We start from the raw sequence: 20872 nt of genomic DNA, 5'->3' as shown, positions 1-20872 counted from the left end.
ACACCTCCTGCCACGGCACACCCCCCTCCTCCAAAAACACCGTCCGCAGACTCTCGTGCCGCGCCACCACATCACCCAACGCCGCCACCAACGCCACCCGATCCACCACACCCCGCAACCGCAGGGCGTAGGGCAGGTGGTAGGCGGCACCGCCGTTGCCGAGCCGGTCCAGGAACCACAGGCGCCGCTGAGCGAAGGACAGCGGCATCCGCTCCGGGCGAAGGGCGGGCAGCACGGCCGGGCGAGCCGCCTCCGCCTCGCCCAGCCGCTCCGCCAGGGCGGCGACCGTGGGCGCCTCGAAGACGGTGCGCACCTGGAGCTCGACCCCGAGGGTGGCCCGGATCCGGCTGACCAGGCGGGTGGCGAGCAGCGAGTGCCCGCCGAGGTGGAAGAAGCCGTCGTCGATGCCCACCGAGGGCACCGCGAGCACATCGGCGAACAGGCCCGCGAGCTGCTCCTCCTGCGGGGTGCGGGGAGCCCGGCCGGAGGCGGTGGCGGCGAAGTCGGGGGCGGGCAGCGCCCTGCGGTCCAGCTTCCCGTTGGGCGTCAGCGGGAAGCTGTCGAGGGCGACGAAGGCGGCCGGGACCATGTAGTCCGGCAGGGAGCGTGCGGCCACCTCGCGCAGTTCGTCGGCGGCCGGGCACAGCGCGCCGGGGGCCGGGACCAGGTAGGCCGCGAGCAGCGGCGAACCCGGGACGTCCTCGCGGGCGACCACCGTGGCCTGGGCGACGGACGGGTGCTGGGCGAGCACGGACTCGATCTCGCCCAGTTCGATCCGGAAACCACGGACCTTGACCTGGTGGTCGACCCGGCCGAGGTAGTCCACCGCACCGTCCGGGCGCCTGCGGGCCAGGTCACCGGTGCGGTACATCCGCTCCCCCGGCGTACCGAACGGGTCGGCGACGAAACGCTCGGCGGTCAGGTCGGGCCGGTTGCGGTAGCCGCGGGCCAGTCCCTCTCCGGCGATGTACAGCTCGCCCTCCTCGCTCGGGCGCAGCCGCTCGTCGAGGACGTACACGCGGGTGTTCCAGATCGGGCTGCCGATGCTGGGCAGCACCGATCCGTCCGGGACGGCCGTGGCGGTGGACCAGACCGTGGTCTCGGTCGGCCCGTAGAGATTGGTGACCCGGCTGCCGAGGGCGCCCATCGTGTCCGCGAGGGTCGGCGCCAGGGCCTCACCGCCGACCAGCATCCGCAGCCCGCGCAGGGCCTCGGGCCGCTCGGCCGTCAGGGCCTGCCACAGCGAAGGGGTGGCCTGTACGAGGGTGGCACCGCCCGCGGTGGCGAGGGCGGCGAGCCGGGCGGGGTCGATGACCGTCTCCCGGGGGGCGAGCAGCAGCCCGGCACCCGTCATCAGGGGCAGGTAGAACTCCAGCACGGCGATGTCGAAGGCGACGGTGGTGACCCCGAGCACCCGGTCCGCGCCGGTCATGGGGAAGCGGTCCGCCATGCAGGACAGGAAGTTGAGCACATTGCGGCGGGTGATCAGGACGCCCTTCGGGCGGCCCGTGGAGCCGGAGGTGTAGATCACGTAGGCGGGGTGCCCGGGGCGCAGCGGGCAGCGGCGGTCGGCGTCCCGGAGGTTGTCGTCGGACCGGCCGGCCGCTTCCGCCTCGGCCTCGGCGAGCAGTTCGCCGTCCAGGTACAGGGCGGCGCGGGCGTCCTCGCGGATGTAGCGGACCCGCTCCTGCGGATAGTCGGGGTCGAGCGGCACGTACCCGGCCCCGGACTTGAGGACGGCCAGCAGCGCGACCAGGAGGTCGAGGGAACGCGGCAGGCTGACCGCGACCAGGCGTTCCGGCCCGGCGCCACGGTCGACCAGTACCCGGGCGAGCCGGTTCGCGCGTGCGTTGAACTCGGCGTAGGTGAGCCACTCGCCCTCGAAGACCACCGCCGTGGCCCGCGGAGTGCGAGCCGCCTGGGCCTCGATCAGCTCGGTGAGGTCTGCGTCCGGCAGCGCGCGCGCAGTGTCGTACATCGTGTCAGCCCCCCTTGAATGGCGATCGGTTGAGCGGTGGTCCGGTCGGCCGCGGACAGCGGTCGGGATCCGGTCAGCCGCGGACGGCGGTCGGGATCCGGGCCGCCTCGATCTCGCGCAGCTCAGCCGCGAGGATCCGACCGATCTCGGCCAGCGCCGCCGGCTTCATCAGGTCGTTGTGGTTGCGCTCCAGGTAGTGCGCCTTGATCTCGCCCCCCACGTACGGACGCCAGGTCTTCGGCGTCGGGGAGATGTCGACCTTGTCGAGGCTGGCCACCAGGACCGTCACGTCCCCCGGATAGAGGCCGGGCTCCACCTCGTGGACGAGGGTGCGTCCGTTGGCGTAGACCCGGCCGATGGCCTCGATGTGGTGCGGTTCGAGGCTGGCCAGCGAGCTGCCCAGCTTGCGCAGGATCCCGATGACCTTGTCGTAGGTGAGCGGTTTGCGGCCCAGGTAGCGGCGGTCGTAGCCGACCCAGCGCAGCAGGTCGGCGAGGATCTCCTGCTCGCCCAGCTCCGCGAGCCGCTGCCCGGGGTAGGTGTCGAGGATGCCGAGCAGGCCGACCTCCTCGCCGGCCGCCACCAGTTCACAGGCGATGACATGCGCGGCGATGCCGCCGGAGGAGTAGCCGAGCAGGTGATAGGGCCCCTGCGGCTGCACCTTGCGGATCTGCTCGATGTAGTCGGCGGCCATCTCCGTGAAGCTGGACGGCATGGCCTGCGCCCCGTCCAGGCCCCGGGCCTGTAGGGCGTACACCGGGACGTCCGGGTCGAGATGTTTGATGATCCCGGCGTAGGACCAGCCGAGCCCGCCGGCCGGGTGGACGCAGAACACGGCGGGGCGGCTGCCGTGCGGACGCAGCGGCAGCACCACATCGAGCGGATCGCCCTCACTGGTCCCGTCGGCGATCCGCTCCTCCAGCAGGGCCGGCGTGGGCGCCTCGAAGACACTGCGGATGGTGAGTTCGGCGCCGAGGGTGGCACGGATCCTGGCGATCAGCCGGCTGGCGAGCAGCGAGTGGCCGCCCAGCCGGAAGAAGTCGTCGTCCATGCCGGTCCGCGGCAGGCCGAGCACCTCGGCGAACAGCTCGCACAGGATCTCCTCGCGCGGCGTGCGCGGGGCCCGCCCGCCGGCGGCCCGCTCGGGCGCCGGCAGTGCCCTGCGGTCCAGTTTTCCGTTCGCGGTCACCGGCAGCTCGGACAGCACCACGAACGCCGACGGGACCATGTAGTCCGGCAGTTCGGCGGCCAGGGCGGCGCGGAGGGCATCGGTGTCCGGGGCGGAGCCGTCGGCCGGCACCAGGTAGGCGACGATCCGTTTGTCGACCTCCTGGTCCTCGCGGGCCAGCACGGCGGCCGCGCGCACCGCGGGGTGCCGGGCGAGCACGTTCTCGATCTCGCCGAGTTCGATGCGCAGCCCGCGGATCTTGACCTGGTCGTCGGTGCGGCCGAGGTAGACCAGCGCGCCGTCCTCGCCCCAGCGGGCCAGGTCGCCCGTGCGGTACATCCGGTCGCCGGGCGGCCCGTACGGGTCGGCGACGAAGCGCTCGGCGCTCAGCTGCGGGCGGCCGAGGTAGCCGCGGGCCAACTGGACACCAGCGAGGTACAGCTCGCCGGGGACGCCGGGTGCGACCGGGCGCAGCGCCGAGTCGAGCACGTAGGCGCGGGTGTTCCAGACCGGCCGCCCGATCGGCACCGGACCGGTGGCCGGCGGGCACTCCCAGCAGGTCACGTCGACGGCCGCCTCGGTGGGCCCGTACAGGTTGAACAGGCGGGCACCGGGCAGCGACAGCAGGAAGCGGTCGCGCAGCTCACCGGGCAGGGCCTCGCCGCTGCACATGACCCGGCGCAGGCTCGTGCAGCGGACGGCGTCCGGCTCCTGGAGGAAGAACTGGAGCATGGACGGCACGAAGTGCACGGTGGTGACCGACTCGGTGCGGATCACCGCGGCCAGGTAGGCGGGGTCCTTGTGCCCCTCGGGCCGGGCGACGACCAGGGTGGCACCGGTGATCAGCGGCCAGAAGAACTCCCAGACCGACACGTCGAACCCGGACGGCGTCTTCTGCAGGACCCGGTCGTCGGCGCCGAGACCGAAGCGGTCCTGCATCCACAGCAGCCGGTTGACGATGGCCCGGTGCGAGACGACGGCGCCCTTGGGGCGGCCGGTGGAGCCCGAGGTGTAGATCACGTACGCGGGGTGGTCACCGGTGGGTGCGGGGCCCGCGCAAGGCCCCTCGGGCCGGGCGGAGAGCAGTTGGGCGGTGTGCGTGTCGTCCAGGACGAGCGAGGGCACCGGCAGGCCGTCCGGCAGTCGCTGTGCGCTCTCTGCGGTGGTGAGCAGCAGCAGCGGCCGGGCGTCGGTGAGCATGAACCGGATGCGCTCGGCCGGGTAGTCGGGGTCGACGGGCAGATAGGCGGCGCCCGTCCGCAGCACCGCGAGGAGCGCGACGACCAGCTCCGGCGAGCGGGGCACGGCCAGCGCCACCAGGCTTTCCGGGCCGACTCCGCGGGTGCGCAGCTCGTGGGCCAACCAGTCGGCGCGGGCGTGCAGTTCGCGGTAGGTCAGCGCGTCACCCTCGAAGCGGAGCGCCTCGGCCTCGGGGGTGCGCCGGGCCTGCTTGTCCAGGAGCGCGGTCAGGGTGGTGTCCGGCACCGGGTGGGCGGTTTCGTTGTGGGCGTGCAGGACGAGGTCGCGTTCGGTGTCGGCGGCCAGGTCGAGGCGCCCGACGACGGTGTCGGGTCCGGTCGTGGCAAGACGGTCCAGCAAGCCCACGAAACGGCGCTGGTGGGCGGCGATCTCGGCGTCGGTGTACAGGGCCGGGTTGGCGTCGAAGTCGACTTGCAGGCCCCGGCCGTCGGAACGCTCGTAGACGATGACCGAGAGGTCGTCGGAGGGGCCGATGGAGAGGTTGTGCACCACCGCGGGGCAGTCGCCGAAGGCCAACTGGTAGTCGAACATCATGATGTTGATCTCGGGGCCGGTGAGCCGTCCGCCGCCGCTGAGCAGCCTGCGGTCCCGGGCCAGGTCCTCGTAGCGGTAGTGCTGGTGCCTGACCACGGCGCGCAGCTCGGCGGAGACCTGGGTGAGCAGCTCCGCCAGGGTGGCTGACTGGCGTACGGGCACCCGCAGCGGCACCACGTTGGAGACCATGCCGGGCACGGAACGGGCGGCGCGGCCCAGGCGGCAGGAGACCGGGACGCCGAGCACGACCTCGTCGACGCCGGTGGAGCGCTGAAGGTAGAGGGCGGCGGCGGTCATCATCGCGGCCGGCCAGGTCACCCCGACCTCACGGGCGAGGTCCCGCAGGCCCGTAAGGGCCTCGGCGGGCAGGAACTCGGTACGGCGCACCAGTCCGTGCGCCATGACCGGCGACCGGTCGGACAGGCCGACCGGTTCCGGGCAATCGGCGAGCCGCCGCTGCCAGAACTCCCGGTCGGCGGCGAAGCGTTCACCGGCGCGGTACGCGGTGTCGGCGGCCACCAGGTCGGTGACCGAGCCGAACCCGCTGTCCTCGGGCTCACGGCCGGCGGCGAACGCGGTGTATACGGCGGCGGCCCGGCGGGCCAGCAGGGCGACGGCGAAGCCGTCCACCGTGATGTGGTGGTAGCGGTAGAACCACAGGTGCCGGTCGTCGGCCACCCGCACCAGCGCGAAGCGGAACAGCAGGTCCCGGCGCGGTTCGACGGGCTGCGCCAGCAGGCCGCGCATCCACTGCCGCGCCGCCCCGTCCGGGTCGGCCTCGCCGCGCAGGTCCAGCCGCTCCAGGGTCCAGGAGGGGGCGGGCAGGGCGATCTGCCGCAGGCCCGCGTCGTCCTCGACGATCCGCATCCGCAGCGCCTCGGTCTCCCGCACCAACTGGCCGAGCGCCCGCTCGAAGAGGGTGGTGTCCAGGTCGCCGCGGATCTCCAGGTATTCCGCGGCATTGAAGACCGGGTTCTCAGGGTCGAGTTGCTGGGCGTACCAGATTCCGGACTGGGCCGCGGTCAGCGGTATACCGTCTCCACCGGACACGATTCTCATCCACCCCTAGCAGACAAAGCCAACAATCACCGGCCGCCGCATCCGGGAGGAATTCCGGGCGACGGTACCGGGGCGCGCCGACTGAACCCTCGCACCGCCCCAAATCCCCGACAACGCCCCCTGCATCAACCTGCCAACCGGTCCCGGAGACGGGTAACGGACGGTGGCAGATAGGTGCCAACGTCCGTTCCCGTGCGGCCTGCGCCGCGACCGGCATGTCCGGTCAGGCCCCCATGGCCTGGACCAGGCTGGCCGGGCGCATATCGGTCCAGTTCTCGTTGATGTGGTCGAGGCACTCCTGCCGGCCCGCCGCGCCGTGCTGTACGGTCCAGCCCGCCGGCACCTCCGCGAACGCGGGCCACAGGGAGTACTGCCCCTCGTCGTTGACGAGCACGTAGTACTCCGCGCTGTCATCCTCGAACGGATTGGTCGCCATTTCTGCTCCTGCCTTTCCAGTGTTTGCCTTTCACGGCGCCAGATCACTTCACGATCTTGGCCCGCGCTGTTTCCACGAAGTCCGAAAGCCGGTCGACGCCCCAGTACTTCTCGAAGCCGACGATGAAGAAGGGAACGCCGAAAACACCGTCGCGGTGGAGGGAGTTCAGGGCGGCCATGCCCTGCTCCCGGATGCCCGGATCGCGGTGCGCGTCCGCCAGCGCCCGCGGGTCGACGCCGATCTCCTCGCCGATCGAGGCCATGGTGGCGGGGTCGGAGATGTCCTCGCCCAGCTCCCAGCGGCGCCGGTAGGCCGCGTCGATGAACCCCCATCCGGCGCCCCGCCGTTGCGCGGCGAGGTAGGCGAGGTGCGCGACCTCCCAGTGCGGCGCGGTGTCCACCGGCCAGACCATGTCGAGGTCACGGGCCCGGGCGAGGCGCCGTACGTCCTGGAGTATGTAGAGATGCTTCTCCTTGGACATCGGGACGTAGGGCAGCCGCACCCGGTCCCGCTCCAGTTCCGCGACGGCCTGCTGGTCGGGCTCCCAGAACGGCAGCCATTCGATCGCCTCGGCCACGTCCGGGTAGTGCTTCATCAGGTCCCGGTAGGCCATCCAGGAGTAGGGGCTGCGGAAGGAGAAGTACCAGCGCGGTCCGCGTCGCGCCATCACCGCCTCCAAGGGTCGTGGGTACGGGCTTGTCCGGCGGCTCCGGAGGTCACAGGGTGATACCGCCGTCGATCTGGAGCACCGCGCCGGTGATGTAGGCGGCCCGGTCCGAGACCAGGTAGGCCACCAGGTCGGCGACCTCCTCGGCGGTTCCCATGCGGCGCAGCGGGATCGACTTGAGAGCCTCATTGCGGGCCTTGTCGTTCATCTCGGCGACCATGTCGGTGTCGATGAAGCCGGGGGCGACCGCGTTGACCCGGATTCCCGAGCGTCCGGTCTCCTTGGCCAGGGCGCGGGAGAAGCCGATGATCCCGGCCTTGGAGGCGGAGTAGTTGGTCTGGGTGCCGTGCCCGTAGACCCCGGCCACCGAGGAGATGTTCACGATGGCGCCGCCGCGGCGCTTCATCATGCCGAACACCACCGCGCGGCAGACGTGGTAGACGCCGTCCAGGTTGGTGTCCAGAACCTGCCGCCACTGCTCGTCCGCCATGAGGACCAGGGGGTTGTCGCGGGTGATGCCGGCGGCCGTCACGCATGCGTCGACGGGCCCCAGCGTCTCCTCGACGCTCTCGGTCCAGGAGCGCACCGCGCCACCGTCGGCGACATCGACGCGGGTGCCCACGACCCGGGTGCCGAACACGTCGGCCTCCTTCTCCAGGGCGCGGGCCGCCTCGTCGTCCGAGCGGTAGCAGAAGGCCACGTCGTGGCCGTCGCGGGCGAGGGCGCGGACCGTGGCCCGGCCGATGCCGCGTGAACCGCCGGTGACCAGCGCCACCGGCGGGGTTCTCGTGCTCTCAGTCATCTCACGTTCCTCGTCTTGCTGACGGCCATCTTGCTGACGGCACGTCAGCCCTCGGTGGGCCGCAGTGCGGAGGCGGGGCGGAACGCCATGACGATCCGCTCCACGCTCATCACCGTCTCGCCCCCGGCCAGGGACTCGCCCTCGAACAGCACGTTGTCGTCGATCCGGTGGCTCTGCCGGACCCGGTGCTCCAGGACCTCCCCGGGCAGCACGGGCCGGTGGAACTCGACCCCCGTCATGCCGCCGAAGAGCATCACCTGCCCCTGCAGCACATCGGGGTTGGGCTCGTCCCACGTGGCGAGGACGCCCGCCGCCTGGCACCAGGACTCCAGGAGCAGCGAGGACGGGTACACGAAGTCGTCCTCGGCGCTGTCCGGGCCCAACGTCCGGTACCACGGCTCGTTGCAGGTGACCGCCTTCAGCGCGGTCAGCCGGTCGCCGGGCACGATCTCGGTGAGCCGGTCGACGAGCAGCATCGGGAAGCGATGCGGCAACCGGGCCCGTATCTCACGCTGTCCGATCACCGCTGTGTCTCCGCACCGTGCCGCACGGCGTAGCGCAGCCGCACACTGGCGGCCTGGCCCCGGGCGGTGCTCAGGCCCGCCCGGCACTGCCACTGCCCGTCGGCCGTCCGCTTCCACCGCAGGGCGATGTCCACCCGGTCGCCGGGAAAGACCGGCCCGGTGAACCGGGTGGACTCGACGGCGTTCAGCACCGCACCCTTCGCCGCCCGCGGTGCGGTGGCCAGCGCGGCCTGGTGGGCGCTCTCCACCAGGCACACCCCGGGGAAGATCGGGAAGCCGGGGTAGTGCCCGGGCAGCACGGTCTCGTCGGCGCCCACCTCGAACCGGGCGGCGGTGGCGAACTCGCTGTCGCCGGGCAGTACTTCGACCGTCCCGGCGAGCGGACTCGCCGCGGCCATCAGACCTGCACCGCTGCGGACCTGCTCAGCAGCAGCTCGTAGGCGCTGTGCAGGGTGACGATCTGCTTGAGATCGGACTCCGGCAGCTTGATGCCGTACTTCTTCTCCAGGACCACCACGACCTCAAGGGCCATCAGCGAGTCGACCTCGAGGTCATCGACGAACCTCGCCTCGTCGGTGATCTCGGCGACGTCGACGTCCAGCACCTCGGCCACGAGCGTGCGCAGTTCTTCCTTGTCCAGCATGTGAGTTCCCTGGGTTCGATGGGTTGGGGGCAGGGGGTCGCTCAGCGCAGGCCGAGCAGGGCGCAGCCGACGCTTCCGGCGCGATCCACCGAGGTGATCACGCCGATCCGGCCGTCCGGCAGGCCGGTCCGGTCGGTCCGGTCGGTCCGGTCGGTCCGGTCGGTCCGGTCGGTCCGGTCGGTCCGGTCGGTCCGGTCGGCCGCGTACGAGAGGAGCGCGGCCGTCTGGAAGGCGGCGGCCGCGGCACCGGTGTCACCGATCAGTCCGGTGGGCGTGCGGTCGGCGGCCTCGTGGCCGCCGAACACCTCGCGCACCGCCTCCGCCTCGGCGGCGCCTTCCCGGCCGGGGGCGCCGCACCGGGCGATGGCGGCCACCTCGGCCGGCTGTACACCGGCCCGGTCCAGCGCCGCACGCAGACACGCGACGAGGGAGGGCGCGGGGTCGCCGTCGAGGACGACACCGAGTTCCACGGCGAGCAGCTCGGCGAGCACCGGCCGCTCGGGGTCGGCCGAGCCCGGCGGTTCGAGCAGGAACAGGGCGCAGCCCTCGCCGAGCGGAGGCACCTCGGCGCGGTCGGCCACCGGCTCCACGCTGTGGTGCTCCAACCAGGCCCGGGCCTGCGAGAACTCCTCGGCCCCGCCGCACAGCACGGTACGGGCGCGGCCGGAGCCGAGCAGTCGGCGCGCGTAGTTCAGGACGTGCAGCCCGGCCGTGCGGCCGCCCGCGATGGTCGCGTTGGGGCCCTTGAGCTGGTACCAGATGGCGCTCTGCCCGGCCGCGCAGTTCATCACGGTGTTGGGGAAGCGGGCCGGGTCGACGAAGAAGGGCTGCTGCGAGGTGAACGAGTCCCGGGTGAAGTCCATCATCGACTGGGCGCTGCCGGTGGTGGTGCCCAGGACGAAGGCGGCGCCCTCACCGGTGCCGACGGCACGGTTGCGCGCGGCGTCGTCCAGCAGCGCGCCGGCCGCGGCGACCGCGAGCCCGGTGACCCGGTCCATGGACCGGGTGCCCTTGCGGCCGAGCGCCCCGCGGACGTCGAAGTCCGGCACCAGGCAGCCGACGCCGTCCGGGGTGGTGCCGTGCTCGGCGTCGAGGCCGGTGACGGTGGCGCGCCGGGCCCGCAGGCCCTCGGCGTACGCGGCCCTGCCGATGCCGTACGGCGACACGGCCGACCAGGCGGTGATCACCGGATGCCCGGTGCCCGTGGTGACAGTGGTCATGACCGTCACGTGTTCCTTCCATTGAGCAGGTCGAGGTCTGGGGAGCGGGTGCGGCCCACTCGATCGGCGCGGCCCGCCCGGTCTGCGGGGTCCGCCCGGTCTGCGGGGCCGCGGGCGCGTCCGGGTCAGAGGAAGAAGACCATCCGGTACTCCCCCCAGCGCGCCGCCATCTCGTCCTTGCCGGCGAGCCGGATCCCCGCCAGCACCGGTCGGGGTGAGCCGAGCGCCGTCAGCCCGGACTCCTCGGCCCAGACGCCGACGCCCGCGTCGAGCAGCACCCGCAGCCCGCCGCGCGGATCGCTCAGGGTGGCGACCGTGCGGTTTCCGACGCGCAGGGCCGGCGGCGGGTGCGCGGCCAGCGCGTAGCCGACCGCCGTCCCCCGCAACAGGATGTCCAGGCCGCCGAGTTGACGGTGCAGCTCGGTGGCGAGGTACAGCTCGTCGAAGAACTGCTTCTCCAGGGTGCCCCGGTAGCCACGTTCCACGATGGCGAGCACACGTTGCTGATCGGCCATCAGATCACCCCGATGAGCAGCGTCTTGTCGGACGCGGCGACGTTGGCGGCGTAGCCGGCGGGCGGTCTGAGCACCACCGGCGGCAGATGCTCGGTCACTCCCCGGTCATCGCTGCAGAACCGGCAGCCGTACCAGTACAGACGGTCGGGAAAGGCGCCGAGGAGTTCCTCGGCGAGGCCCGGCGCGGACGGATAACTCCCGTTCCAGTCGGCCAGGTTCCGGGGCTTGTCCGGGCCCTGGCCGCGCTGGGTCAGCAGCGTCGCGTACCCGCAGGTCCACACCTGCACCGTGGCACCGCGCTCCAGCAGCGCCTGGGTGAGCCGGAAGGCGCTGGTGACCTGATCCGAGGCGTGGGGCGCGCCCATCAGGGTGAGGAGCACATCGGTGTGCGGAATCTTCCTGGCCACTCAGTGCCACACCACCCGGGTCGCCGGGTCGAGGACCCAGGCCGCCACCTCGTCCATGCCGGCCACCCGCAGCCCGGGGCGGAGCCTCGCGTCGTCCAGCCCGCGCTGGGCGAGCGAGAAGCCGTCGGCGGCCAGGACCCCGCCTTCCTGCTGGAAGCGGTCCAGTTCGGCGTCGCTGCCCGCCACCGCGAGCAGCACGCCGTCCTGCACCAGGAACAGAACGGTGGGCCGCCCCTGGCGCACCTGGACGACCGCGTCGCGCCGGAAGCCGGCGGGCCCGCCGGCGTCCTGGCTCTCGATCAGCACGAGGCGTCCGGCGGCACCGCCCCCGGGCTCCTCGTGCGCGCCGTCGCGGGTCACGCCTGCGCGGCCTTGCCGTGCACGGCGTCGAGGACCCGCTGGTCGAAGGTGACCAGCTTCCAGTCGCGACGGTTCTCGATCAGCGCGTAGCCGTGGACGATACGCCCGGTGGCGGTCTTCACCAGCTTGCCGTCGCGCAGCACATACCAGTCCATACGGGAGGTGTACGTGAAGTCCTTGAAGACCTCCTCCACCGTGTAGACGGTGTACAGGTCCTCCTCCATCAGCGCCTCGTCGAGGACGCGAATGTCGGAGCGCGGCACCACGGGGATCCAACGGCGGTCGTCCAGCAGGGTCTTGATGGAGATACCGCGGTCGGCGACGAAGCGGTCCTTGCCCTCCTCCATCAGCCGCAGATAGCCGGACATCTGGATGCGCTCGGTGAAGTGGCAGTACGGGTAAGGGATGTTCCACTTCCAGGCGTAGGCGTTTCGCCCCTCGGTCAGGGAGGCGAGGATCTCCTCCTCGTCCGGGGCCGCGGTGCCCGCCGCGCGCTCCAGGTCGTCGCCCAGCTTGGCCACCGCGAACCGGGCGAGCGGCTCGGGGACCTCGCCGGCCGCCTCCAGATAGGTGTCCCGGCGCAGCGAGACGCGGACCTTGGAGGTGACGGCCTTGACCCGTTCGCCGTCACGCTCCACCTCGATGGTGACCTTGAACCCCAGGGTCCGGTCGTCGTCCTTGGTCCATGGCACGACCACGGCCTCCGCGACGTCGTCCATGTGGAAGGCGTGCAGGATACGGGAGTCGAGGCCGACCAGGTCGAGGCCGAGGCCGTGCTGCTCGTACAGGGCGCGGGCGGGCAGACCGGCTTGGCGGAACTTGTCCAGAACCGCTTCCTCGACCAGGTAGTTGACGTGCTTGAAGCCGATCCAGGTGCAGATGTTGGAGCCCTCGTAGCGAGGACGCACCCGCGTGGTGGTGGCGGCGGTGAGCAGTTCCTTGACCGCGGTGTCGGTGATGAGGGTCATCGCTGGAGCTCCAGGGTGTCGAGGGATGCGCCGCTCCGCTCGGGAGCGGCCACGGTGTTCGCGTGGACGAAGGCGCCCACCTCGGCGGCGAAGTCCTCGGCCGCCTCAAGCATCGGGAAGTGCCCGCAGCCGGACAGCACACGGACCTCGGCCGCGGGGAGGGCGGCGGCCAGCGCCAGGCCCTCCTCGGGCGGAGCCGCGAAGTCGGTCTCACCGGCCAGTACCAGCACCGGCAGGGTCAGCCCGGCGGTGTCCAGGGTCGGGGTGCGCAGATACAGGTCGAAGAAGCGCATCCACCCGTAGGGGCCGACCCGGTCCCGCACCCGCTCGGCCATGGCCCGCTGCACGTCGTAGGAGGAGCGACGGGCCGAGTGGGCGAGGATCCCGGCCTCCATGATCAGGTGGAAGTCGTTGAGGTAGTAGCTGATGGTGTCCCAGTCGAACTCCTCGGCACGGGCCCGGTAGAACGGCGAGACCAGGACCACGGCCCGGATGCCGCCGAACGCGTCGGCCGGACCGGCTCCCGCACGCCGCCCGCGGTCCAGTGCCCCGGCAGGCACTAGGAGGTCGAGAAGGACGTTGGCCGCCATGGAGTGGGCGACGACCACCTCCGGGCCGCCGGGCACCGCCGCGAGCGCCTCGGCGAGGCGGCCCGCGAGGTCGGGTTGCGCGCCAAGTGAATCGAGGGTCTCGGTGCGCCAGGGCAGCCGCCCGGTCCACACCTGGCAGTGCGCCGCGAGCAGCGGTACGGCACGCTCCCAGACGCTGTCGTTTGCGGCGAGCCCGTGCAGCAGCAGCACCCGGGGCCGGTCGGACCAGGTGCGCTGCTGCACCGAGACGGGCCGCAGGTCAGCGTCGGTGTTCACCGGAATCGTCCCCCTTCTCAGGCCGCTTGCGGGGCCAGCAGCAGCAGGTCAGCGCAGGCGTCATGGCCCGCGCCGCCGGCCACGGCCCGCACCGGCTCGCGCAGTCCGGCGTCGAAGCGGCCGACGGCGGCGGCCACCTGGAGCACCCCGAGGGCGCCGGAGCCGGCACCGAGATGTCCGGGCAGCTCCCAACGCAGACCCGTGGCGTCCGGTTCGCCCGCTCCCCTGCGGTACGCGCCGACTTCGGCGCGTACCGTGGCGGCACGCTCGGCGGCGGCGGTCGCGGACTCCAGGACGAGGGCGGCTCCGCCGTCCACGCTCGCGCGGCCGCCGAGGAGGCGGCGCACCACCTCGTTGTCGGGTTCGACGCCCAGCACCAGGAAACGCTCCGCCCGGCCCGCGGCGATCATGGTGACCGCCCAGTGCACGGCGTCCAGGCCGGAGGTCTCGCCGTTGCAGACCATCAGGTTGGGGCCGCGCAGCCCGAAGCGGATCGCCGCCGAGGAGGCGATGACGTTGCTGGAGGCGTTGGGCAGGTCCATCGGACTGGTGGCCGTGACGGTCTCCTCGCGGAGGGTGTCCAGGGCCCGGGCCACCGTGTCCAGATTGCCGAAGTTGGAACTGGCGACGATGCCGGTGCTGGTGGCGGGCACGGTCAGGCCGTCCTCGCCGAGCAGCCCGGCGTCGCGCAGCCCGGCCGCGCTGAGCGCGTAGGCGAGCTGGGTGGCCCGGTCCTTGTAGCGCAGGCCCTTGCGGCCGACGAGGCCGGCCGGTTCGACGGGGGTACCGGCCGGGTCCGGTCCGTCGACCAGGGCCCGTACGGAGTCGGCGCCCGGCAGCAGCACGGCGGCACCGGTCACCACCACAGCGGCCTTGGCGGTCGTCGAGGTCGATGTCATCGGGGGCCCTCCACCATGGCCACGGCGTTGATGCCGCCGAATCCGAACGCGTTGAGCTGGGCCACCTTCAGCCGCTGACCGGTGGCGGCCTCGCCGGTGACGAAGCGGAAGTCGGTGGCCTCCTCGACCGGGTCGGCAAGGCCCACCGTCGGCGGCACCCGACCCTCGGCCAGCGCGCGGACCCCGACCACCAGGTTGAGCAGCCCGGAGGCGCCGGAGGTATGACCGGTCATGGACTTCACGGCGGTCATCAGCGGCGTCCCGGCGGCATCTCCGAACACCTCGCGCAGCGCCGTGGCCTCCGCCTCGTCGTTGAGGAGGGTGCCGGTGCCGTGCGTCATCACCAGGTCGATGTCGGATGCCTTGACCCCCGCCGCGTCGTGCGCGGCCCGCATGGCCTCGGCGATGCCCTCCGGGGAGGGCGCGGTGACGTGGTACGCGTCGCAGTTCACGGCCACCCCGCGCAGCCGCCCGTACACCCGCTCGGCGCCCTCGTCGGTGCGGCGCAGCACGATCGCGGCGGCGCCGTCGCCCATCAGGACGCCGGTGCGGTTGCGGTCGAACGGGCGCACCCGGTCCGGGGGTTGGGGGTGTACGCGTTCCAGCAGCCCGTACATGGACTCGGTCAGCACATCGACGCCGGCCACGACGACCGTGTCGGGCGCGCCTTCGCCCTCCTGCGCGAGCAGGTCACAGGCGAGCGCCAGCGCATACAGCGAGGCGGAGCAGGCGTTGGAGAAGGTGTGGCTGACGTCGGCCTGGAAACGCTCCCGCAGGGCGGTGCCGAAGTGCAGCCCGGTGTCGGCGAAGTCGACGCCGTCGCGCCACCACAGCTCCATGGAGCGCAGTTCCCGCAGGCCGGTGCCGACCAGGACCGGGATGCCGCTGAGGTCCTCGCCGAGTCCCGCGTCGGCGGCGGCCTGTCCGATGGCGTCGAGCAGCAGCCGGGTGGCGCGGCCCGGCAGGTCCTCGCCCGGGGCCGGGCGGTCGTCCACCTCGTAGGCGTGCTGCGCGCGGAACCTGGTGCGATCGAAGCCGCGCAGCTCGGCGCGCCCGGTGGCGCCCCGGCACAGCGCGTCGAAGAGCTGGTCGACCCCCGTGCCGGTGGACGCGACCGCGCCCATGCCGATGATGGGGCGGTTCGTCATGACGCCTCCACGGTCGGGTCGTACCGGCCCAGCAGCACCGCCGCGTTGTTGCCGCCGAAGGCGAGGCCGTTGTTCTGGACGACCCGCAGGTCGGCCTCCACGGCCTCGTTCGGCACGCAGTCCAACGCGCACTCGGGGTCGGTGGTGACATGGTTGATGGTGGGTGGGATGAAACGGTTGGCGATGGCGAGGGCGCAGCCGATGGCGCCCAGTGCGCTGGCCGCGCCCATGGTGTGACCGAGCATCGACTTCATGGAGACCGTGCGCGGCGGGGTGTCGCCGAAGACCTGACGGATGGCGCCCGCCTCGGTGATGTCGTTCGCACGGGTGCCGGTGCCGTGCGCCGAGATGAGGTCCACCTCGTGCGGGGCGACCCCCGCGTTGTCCAGCGCGAGCCGCATCAGGTCGGCGACGCTGTCCTGGGCGGGCGCCACCTGATGGTGGGCATCGCAGTTGAGTCCGTAGCCCAGCACCTCGGCATAGATATGGGCACCGCGCCGCACGGCGGACTCCAGCCGCTCCAGCACCAGTACACCCGCCCCCTCGCCGGTGAGGATGCCCTTGCGGTCGACGTCGAACGGCTGGCAGCGGTCCGGCGCGATGGTGCCCAGGCGGTAGAAACCGGTGAAGGTCTTGCGGCACATCGCGTCCGCTCCGCCGCAGAAGGCGAAGTCGGCCTCGCCCGAGCTGACGGCGTCGAAGCCGTAGCCGATGGCATAGTTGCCCGCCGAACAGGCGGTGGGGATGGTCAGCGCCTCCACGTTCGTCAGACCCAGCTCCTGGGCGACGGAGACCGACAACCGCCCGGCCGGTATGCGCCGGGCGGCCGCGGCCTTGAACGTGCCGGTGCCGTGGGCGAGTTCGCTCTCCACCAGCTGGTCGAGGTCGTAGCTCTCACCGTCGGTGGTGCCGATGGAGATCAGCCCGCGTCGGGCGCGCAGCCGGTCCAGGTCGAGTCCGGAGTCCTCCAGGGCCATCCGGGCGGCGGCCGTGGAGAACTGCGTGGCCCTGCCGAGCTGTTCGGGATCCAGCGTCCTGATCCAGTCCCGCGGGTCGAAGTCCGTGATCTCGCACCCGTTGGCGTAGGCGAAGCCCTCGGTGTCGAACACCGTGATGGGCCGGGCCCCGCTGCGGCCCTCCCTGAGCCCCTGGAGGAACTCCTTCGCACCGAGCCCGATGCTGGAGACCACCCCGAGCCCGGTGAGGACCACCCGATGCCGCTCCGGCCTCGTCCCGCCGGGGCCGCGCACTGCCGTCGTCATGCAAACCTCCCACTTTGCGACGCGGGTTCGGCTACCAGCCGGCCGACTCCGCGACGACGTCGTAGACGCCCTTGAGATTCACCATGCGCGGCAGTTCGCTCTGGTTGATGACGGTGCCGAACTCCTTTTCCAGGGCGGCCAGAATCTCGATCGCGCGGAGCGAGTCGGCGCCGTGGTTCTCCTTGAAAAGGCTGATCTCGGTGACCTCGTCCTCCTCGATCTCAAGAATGTCGCACACGATTTCCTTGATGGTTTCGATGTGCTCGTCGCGGGTGGCAGTCGTCACGCCCATACCTCTTCCAGCCGGCGCCGCCGATGAGTTTCGCGGCACGCTTCCATTCGCGGTTGAATCGTGCGTGCAGCCCGGTATTCCCCACAACGCCGACGACAGCAACCTGCCATCACCGCGGGGGAATTCTCACCAGCCGGACTCCGTCACCGGGCCAAGACCCCCGCGCAGCCGCGACACGGCGTCGCCGAGGGCGGCGACCGAGTCGAACAGCAGGCCGCTGAGCCGGCGTTCGGGCGCCGCGGGCATCCGGTCGGTGGGCCCGGTCAGGGCCAGCGCGGCCACCACCCGGTCGTCAAGGCCGCGCACCGGAGCGGCGTAGGTGACGCTCCCCGGCAGCATCCGGTCCGGCCCGTAGGCCCAGCCCCTGCGGCGTACGAGGGTGAGTTGGGCCATGGTGAAGCGGGCGTGGTTCAGGCCGTGGCAGACCGCGTCGGGTTCCGCCCAGGCCAGCAGCACCTGGGCGACGGGCCCCGTGGAGGCCGGCCGCGGCGCGCCGAGGGGCACCTTCTGCGCACCGCCCGGCCCGGCGCACGCGGCGACGCACACCTGGAGTCCGTCCCAGCGGCGGTGCAGTCGGGCGTCGAGACCGGTCTCCTGGTGGAGTTCGGACAGAAACGGCCCGGCGGCCCCGGCCAGCCGGTCGTGGCCCACCTGAAGCCCCGCCGGGTCGAGCCGGGGGCCGAGCACGAACCGGCCCTGTGAGTCCCGGCCGAGCAGTCCGAGGCGTTCCAGGGCGAGGGCGAGACGGTGGATCGTCGGCCTGGTCAGACCGCTGTACTTCATGAAGTCGCCCAGCGAGGCCGGGCCCTCCTCGACGATCTGCAGCAGCAGCGCGGCCTTGTCGAGCACGCCGATCCCGGTCGGCGTCCGCAGGTGGACCGCCTCGCTCACCGCACCCGCTCCAACCGCGCGCGGATGTCCGCCAGCAGGGCGTCCCGCTGGTCCGTCAGATAGAAGTGGCCGCCCGGCAGCACCCTGACGTCGAAGCCCTTCGGCGCGACGCTCGACCACGCGGCGATGTCCTCCCGGGTGAGGCCCGGGTCGGCGGCACCGAGGTAGCCGACGACGGGGCAGCCGAGCGGCACGCCCGGCCGGGCGGTGTACCGGTCGACGGCCTCGAAGTCGGCGCGGATCGCGGGAAGCAGCAGTTCGCGCAGGTCCGCGTTGTCGAGCAGGGCGGCGTCGGTGCCGCCCAGACGTCGCACCTCGGCGATGAGTTCCGCGTCCGTGCCGGGCCGGGAACCGGTCGGCACCCGCCCGTCGGGGGTGCCGCGCAGCCACCGGCCGCGAGGGCTGACCAGATGCGGGGGCTTGCGGCACGAGACCATCAGCAGCGCGGCGGCGGCGGTGCCGTGGTGCGCCGCGAGCCGATGGGCGGTCTCGTAGGCAACGGACGCGCCCATGCTGTGGCCGAAAAGTGCCAACGGGGCGTCGAGGTACGGCGGCAGCTCGGCGACGAGCCTGTCGGCGAGTTCCTCGATCGAGGTCAGCGGGGTCTCCGCGATGCGCTCCTGCCGCCCGGGGTAGCGCACGGTCAGCACCTCGACGTCGTCGCCGAGGGCCCTGCCCCAGCTGTGGAAGAAGGTGGCCGAGCCGCCCGCGTGCGGCAGACAGAGCAGCCGCACACGGGGCGGGACCGGGCCGGCGTACCGGCGCAGCCAGCTGCTTGCGGTGGCGGATGCCATGGCGATGGGTCTCTCCTCGCTGCGTCGGTCCGGGCGGCTCAGACCGGCGCGCCCGGGGTGTCCACGGAGGCGACCTCGGTGTCCGGGGCGATCCGGCGGATCAGCCCGGCCAGCGTGCGCCCGGGCCCGATCTCGACGAGTCGCCGACAGCCGAGCGGGCCGACCAGGGTGCGCACGCAGCGCTCCCAGAGCACCGGTGAGGTGAGCTGGCGGACACCGAGTTCCGGCCAGACCGCCCCGCCCGTATGAGGCTCCGCGTCGACATTGGCCACCACCGGAAGGTGCGTCGGAGCGAAGGCGCAGTCCTTCAGCGCGGTGGCCAGGGCGTCAGCCGCGGGTGCCATGAAAGGGCTGTGGAAGGCGCCGCCGACCTGGACTCGGATCAGCTTGGCACCGATGGAGGGCGCCTCACGCTCGATCCGTGCGATGCCGTCGACGGAGCCGGAAACCACGGTCTGGCCCGGTGCGTTGACGTTCGCGACCCACACCTCAAGGCCGTCCTCGCACAGCCGCCCGGCCAGCGCGGAGACCTCCTCAAGGGGGGCTGCGACCAGGACGCCCATGGTGCCCTCCCGGACCTCGGCGGCTCGCCGCATGGCCCGGCCGCGCGCGGCCACCAGCTCGGCGGCGGCGGTGACCGTGAGTGCCCCCGCGGCGACCAGGGCGGCGTACTCGCCGAGGCTGTGCCCGGCGCAGGCGACCGGCGCGCCGCCCAGCGCGTCACGGCGCACGACCTCCGCGTGCGCGATGACCGAGACGGTGAACACGGCGAGCTGTGCCAGGTCGGTACGGCGCAGTTGCCCGCCCGGGGTGCGCAGCAGGAGTTCCGGGAGGTCCTCTCCCACCGCCTCGGAGATTTCCCGGGTGAGTTCCCAGGACGGAGTTTCCCGCCAGGGCTCGCCCATTCCCTCTTTCTGCGTTCCCTGTCCGGGAAACACCAAGCCCGTCGGCAGACCGGTCACGACTTCACCTTCCACATGAATGCACCAGGGCGGACGGGGATCCGTAGCCGACGAAGGCACGTACGGATCCCCGCACACCGGGGCGGCCACGGAGCCGGGGATCTCTGGGCCGCCGGGAAGGAATTCCGCTCCTTCGAGCGGTCGTGAATCCCGTTCCTCGGGCCTCATCCAACGAGAAGGCGTGCCCGGCGGCAACCGAGGTTTCAGGAAGCTGCCAGGAATTTCAGGTAGGGCGTCGGCCGAGGTGGCCGCCGCGCGGGGCGAGACGCGGCAACAGGCCGAGTTCCACGGCTCTGGCCCCGGCCTGGAAGCGGCAGTTGGCGCCGAGCAGCGTCATGATCTCGGCGACATGGCGCCGGTAGGTGCGGATGGAGATGGCGAGATCGCGGGCGGCGACCTCGTCGGTCACTCCCGCGCACAGGGAGCTGAGCACCTGTCGGGTCAGGCCGCCCCGGTCGCGCTCGTCGAACAGCAGGCGTTCGCCCGCGGGCACCGCATTGCGCCACACGCTCTCGAAGAGGGTATGCAGTGTGTAAACCAGCTCCGGCATCCTGACCACAGAGGCTCGGCAGCCGACCGCGGACTCCGCGACGACAAAGCCGACTTCACCGTCGACGATGACGGCCCGCAGCGGCGGCACTCTCGCGAACCGCACCTCCACCGGCCTGTCCAGGGACTGCTGTTCGCGGACGAACTCCTCGTCCACCAGCTCCTGGTTGATCAGCAGCCGCACCGACACGGTCTCCGGGATGTCCTGGACGAGTTCCCGTCCCACTCGTGCACTGTGCGTCGGTTCGCGCTCGGCACCGGGCATGCGGGCGTGCACGATGTCGATGGTGCGGGAGGCGTCGGCGAAAAGATCCGCCACCAGATCGCGCACCGCCTGGTGGCCGCCGTCGACCACCTGGATCTTGTTCTCCTGGAGACTGCGGTCACGGTGGATGGCCACCGTGGAATCGATCAGGTTCTGCACCTGGAGAAGCGCCTCCTCCAGTTTGTCCTTGGGCCCGTCCGGCACCCTGTACTCCGTTCCCCGTTGGACTTTCCTCGTCACGGCCGGGGTGTGTGGCCCACGGCCGCGATCCGCGGGGGTGCGGGGGGGGCCGGGGGGGGAGGCCCCCCCACCGCCGCCCGGCGTGGAGCGGTATAAAATGAAGCCGCCGCGCAAGGCGCCCGCCCCCCCCGCGGTGGGGGGGCCGGCGCGCGCCTGGGTGTGC

22 protein-coding genes are annotated in these 20872 nt (G+C 72.2%); all 22 read right to left on the bottom strand.

Annotation, left to right across the window (positions count from 1 at the left end):
* On the bottom strand, positions 1-1978 hold a 1978-nt coding region (locus ACWEKM_RS40655; protein WP_451626327.1), incomplete at its 3' end, for an amino acid adenylation domain-containing protein.
* Between the two features lie 73 nt (positions 1979-2051).
* Positions 2052-5990 (bottom strand): amino acid adenylation domain-containing protein, encoded by a 3939-nt coding sequence (locus ACWEKM_RS40650; protein WP_451626326.1) that lies wholly within the window; start codon positions 5988-5990, stop codon positions 2052-2054.
* Between the two features lie 232 nt (positions 5991-6222).
* Entirely contained in the window at positions 6223-6435 is a 213-nt protein-coding gene (locus tag ACWEKM_RS40645; protein WP_451626325.1) for an MbtH family protein, read from the bottom strand.
* A 43-nt stretch (positions 6436-6478) separates the two neighbouring features.
* On the bottom strand, positions 6479-7102 hold the full coding sequence (locus tag ACWEKM_RS40640) for a DsbA family protein (protein ID WP_451626324.1): 624 nt from the start codon (positions 7100-7102) through the stop codon (positions 6479-6481).
* 49 nt (positions 7103-7151) lie between these two features.
* Complete coding sequence (fabG, locus tag ACWEKM_RS40635; RefSeq protein WP_451626323.1) at positions 7152-7904, bottom strand: 3-oxoacyl-[acyl-carrier-protein] reductase; 753 nt, start codon at positions 7902-7904, stop codon at positions 7152-7154.
* Between the two features lie 44 nt (positions 7905-7948).
* On the bottom strand, positions 7949-8428 hold the full coding sequence (locus tag ACWEKM_RS40630) for a 3-hydroxyacyl-ACP dehydratase FabZ family protein (RefSeq protein WP_451626322.1): 480 nt from the start codon (positions 8426-8428) through the stop codon (positions 7949-7951).
* A complete protein-coding gene (locus tag ACWEKM_RS40625; protein WP_451626321.1) occupies positions 8425-8826 on the bottom strand; it encodes a 3-hydroxyacyl-ACP dehydratase FabZ family protein in 402 nt (133 codons plus the stop codon). Before ACWEKM_RS40625 ends, ACWEKM_RS40630 begins: the two co-directional genes overlap by 4 nt.
* Positions 8826-9071, bottom strand: a complete 246-nt coding sequence (locus tag ACWEKM_RS40620) for an acyl carrier protein (protein WP_451626320.1) — start codon at positions 9069-9071, stop codon at positions 8826-8828. Before ACWEKM_RS40620 ends, ACWEKM_RS40625 begins: the two co-directional genes overlap by 1 nt.
* 41 nt (positions 9072-9112) lie before the next feature.
* Complete coding sequence (locus tag ACWEKM_RS40615; RefSeq protein ID WP_451626319.1) at positions 9113-10291, bottom strand: beta-ketoacyl synthase N-terminal-like domain-containing protein; 1179 nt, start codon at positions 10289-10291, stop codon at positions 9113-9115.
* A 125-nt stretch (positions 10292-10416) separates the two neighbouring features.
* Positions 10417-10806 carry a hypothetical protein gene (locus ACWEKM_RS40610; RefSeq protein WP_451626318.1) on the bottom strand — a complete coding sequence of 130 codons (390 nt, stop codon included), beginning with the start codon at positions 10804-10806 and terminating at the stop codon, positions 10417-10419.
* Complete coding sequence (locus ACWEKM_RS40605; protein WP_451626317.1) at positions 10806-11213, bottom strand: hypothetical protein; 408 nt, start codon at positions 11211-11213, stop codon at positions 10806-10808. Before ACWEKM_RS40605 ends, ACWEKM_RS40610 begins: the two co-directional genes overlap by 1 nt.
* Entirely contained in the window at positions 11214-11573 is a 360-nt protein-coding gene (locus ACWEKM_RS40600) for a hypothetical protein (RefSeq protein WP_451626316.1), read from the bottom strand. It lies immediately after the preceding gene.
* Positions 11570-12541 (bottom strand): hypothetical protein, encoded by a 972-nt coding sequence (locus ACWEKM_RS40595; RefSeq protein WP_451626315.1) that lies wholly within the window; start codon positions 12539-12541, stop codon positions 11570-11572. Before ACWEKM_RS40595 ends, ACWEKM_RS40600 begins: the two co-directional genes overlap by 4 nt.
* Entirely contained in the window at positions 12538-13407 is an 870-nt protein-coding gene (locus ACWEKM_RS40590) for an alpha/beta fold hydrolase (protein WP_451626314.1), read from the bottom strand. Before ACWEKM_RS40590 ends, ACWEKM_RS40595 begins: the two co-directional genes overlap by 4 nt.
* Before the next feature lie 17 nt (positions 13408-13424).
* Positions 13425-14306, bottom strand: coding sequence for a beta-ketoacyl synthase N-terminal-like domain-containing protein (locus ACWEKM_RS40585; protein WP_451626313.1), 882 nt, complete (start codon positions 14304-14306; stop codon positions 13425-13427).
* The gene (locus tag ACWEKM_RS40580; protein ID WP_451626312.1) at positions 14303-15454 is read right to left on the bottom strand and encodes a beta-ketoacyl-[acyl-carrier-protein] synthase family protein; all 1152 of its coding nucleotides are present in this window, start codon (positions 15452-15454) and stop codon (positions 14303-14305) included. Before ACWEKM_RS40580 ends, ACWEKM_RS40585 begins: the two co-directional genes overlap by 4 nt.
* Entirely contained in the window at positions 15451-16716 is a 1266-nt protein-coding gene (locus ACWEKM_RS40575) for a beta-ketoacyl-[acyl-carrier-protein] synthase family protein (RefSeq protein ID WP_451626311.1), read from the bottom strand. Before ACWEKM_RS40575 ends, ACWEKM_RS40580 begins: the two co-directional genes overlap by 4 nt.
* A gap of 31 nt (positions 16717-16747) precedes the next feature.
* The gene (locus ACWEKM_RS40570; protein ID WP_451626310.1) at positions 16748-17008 is read right to left on the bottom strand and encodes an acyl carrier protein; all 261 of its coding nucleotides are present in this window, start codon (positions 17006-17008) and stop codon (positions 16748-16750) included.
* A 126-nt stretch (positions 17009-17134) separates the two neighbouring features.
* The gene (locus tag ACWEKM_RS40565) at positions 17135-17899 is read right to left on the bottom strand and encodes an IclR family transcriptional regulator (RefSeq protein WP_451626309.1); all 765 of its coding nucleotides are present in this window, start codon (positions 17897-17899) and stop codon (positions 17135-17137) included.
* Positions 17896-18693 (bottom strand): thioesterase II family protein, encoded by a 798-nt coding sequence (locus tag ACWEKM_RS40560; RefSeq protein WP_451626308.1) that lies wholly within the window; start codon positions 18691-18693, stop codon positions 17896-17898. The genes ACWEKM_RS40565 and ACWEKM_RS40560 overlap by 4 nt, the downstream gene beginning before the upstream one ends.
* A 38-nt stretch (positions 18694-18731) precedes the next feature.
* A complete protein-coding gene (locus tag ACWEKM_RS40555) occupies positions 18732-19655 on the bottom strand; it encodes an ACP S-malonyltransferase (RefSeq protein WP_451626307.1) in 924 nt (307 codons plus the stop codon).
* A gap of 223 nt (positions 19656-19878) precedes the next feature.
* Complete coding sequence (locus tag ACWEKM_RS40550; protein ID WP_451626306.1) at positions 19879-20673, bottom strand: LuxR family transcriptional regulator; 795 nt, start codon at positions 20671-20673, stop codon at positions 19879-19881.
* Positions 20674-20872: the final 199 nt, after the last annotated feature.

It is taken from the genome of Streptomyces sp. NPDC004752, from assembly GCF_053601275.1.
Note: the sequence above shows the minus strand (reverse complement) of the source record. Positions and strands in the feature narration are given on the sequence as shown.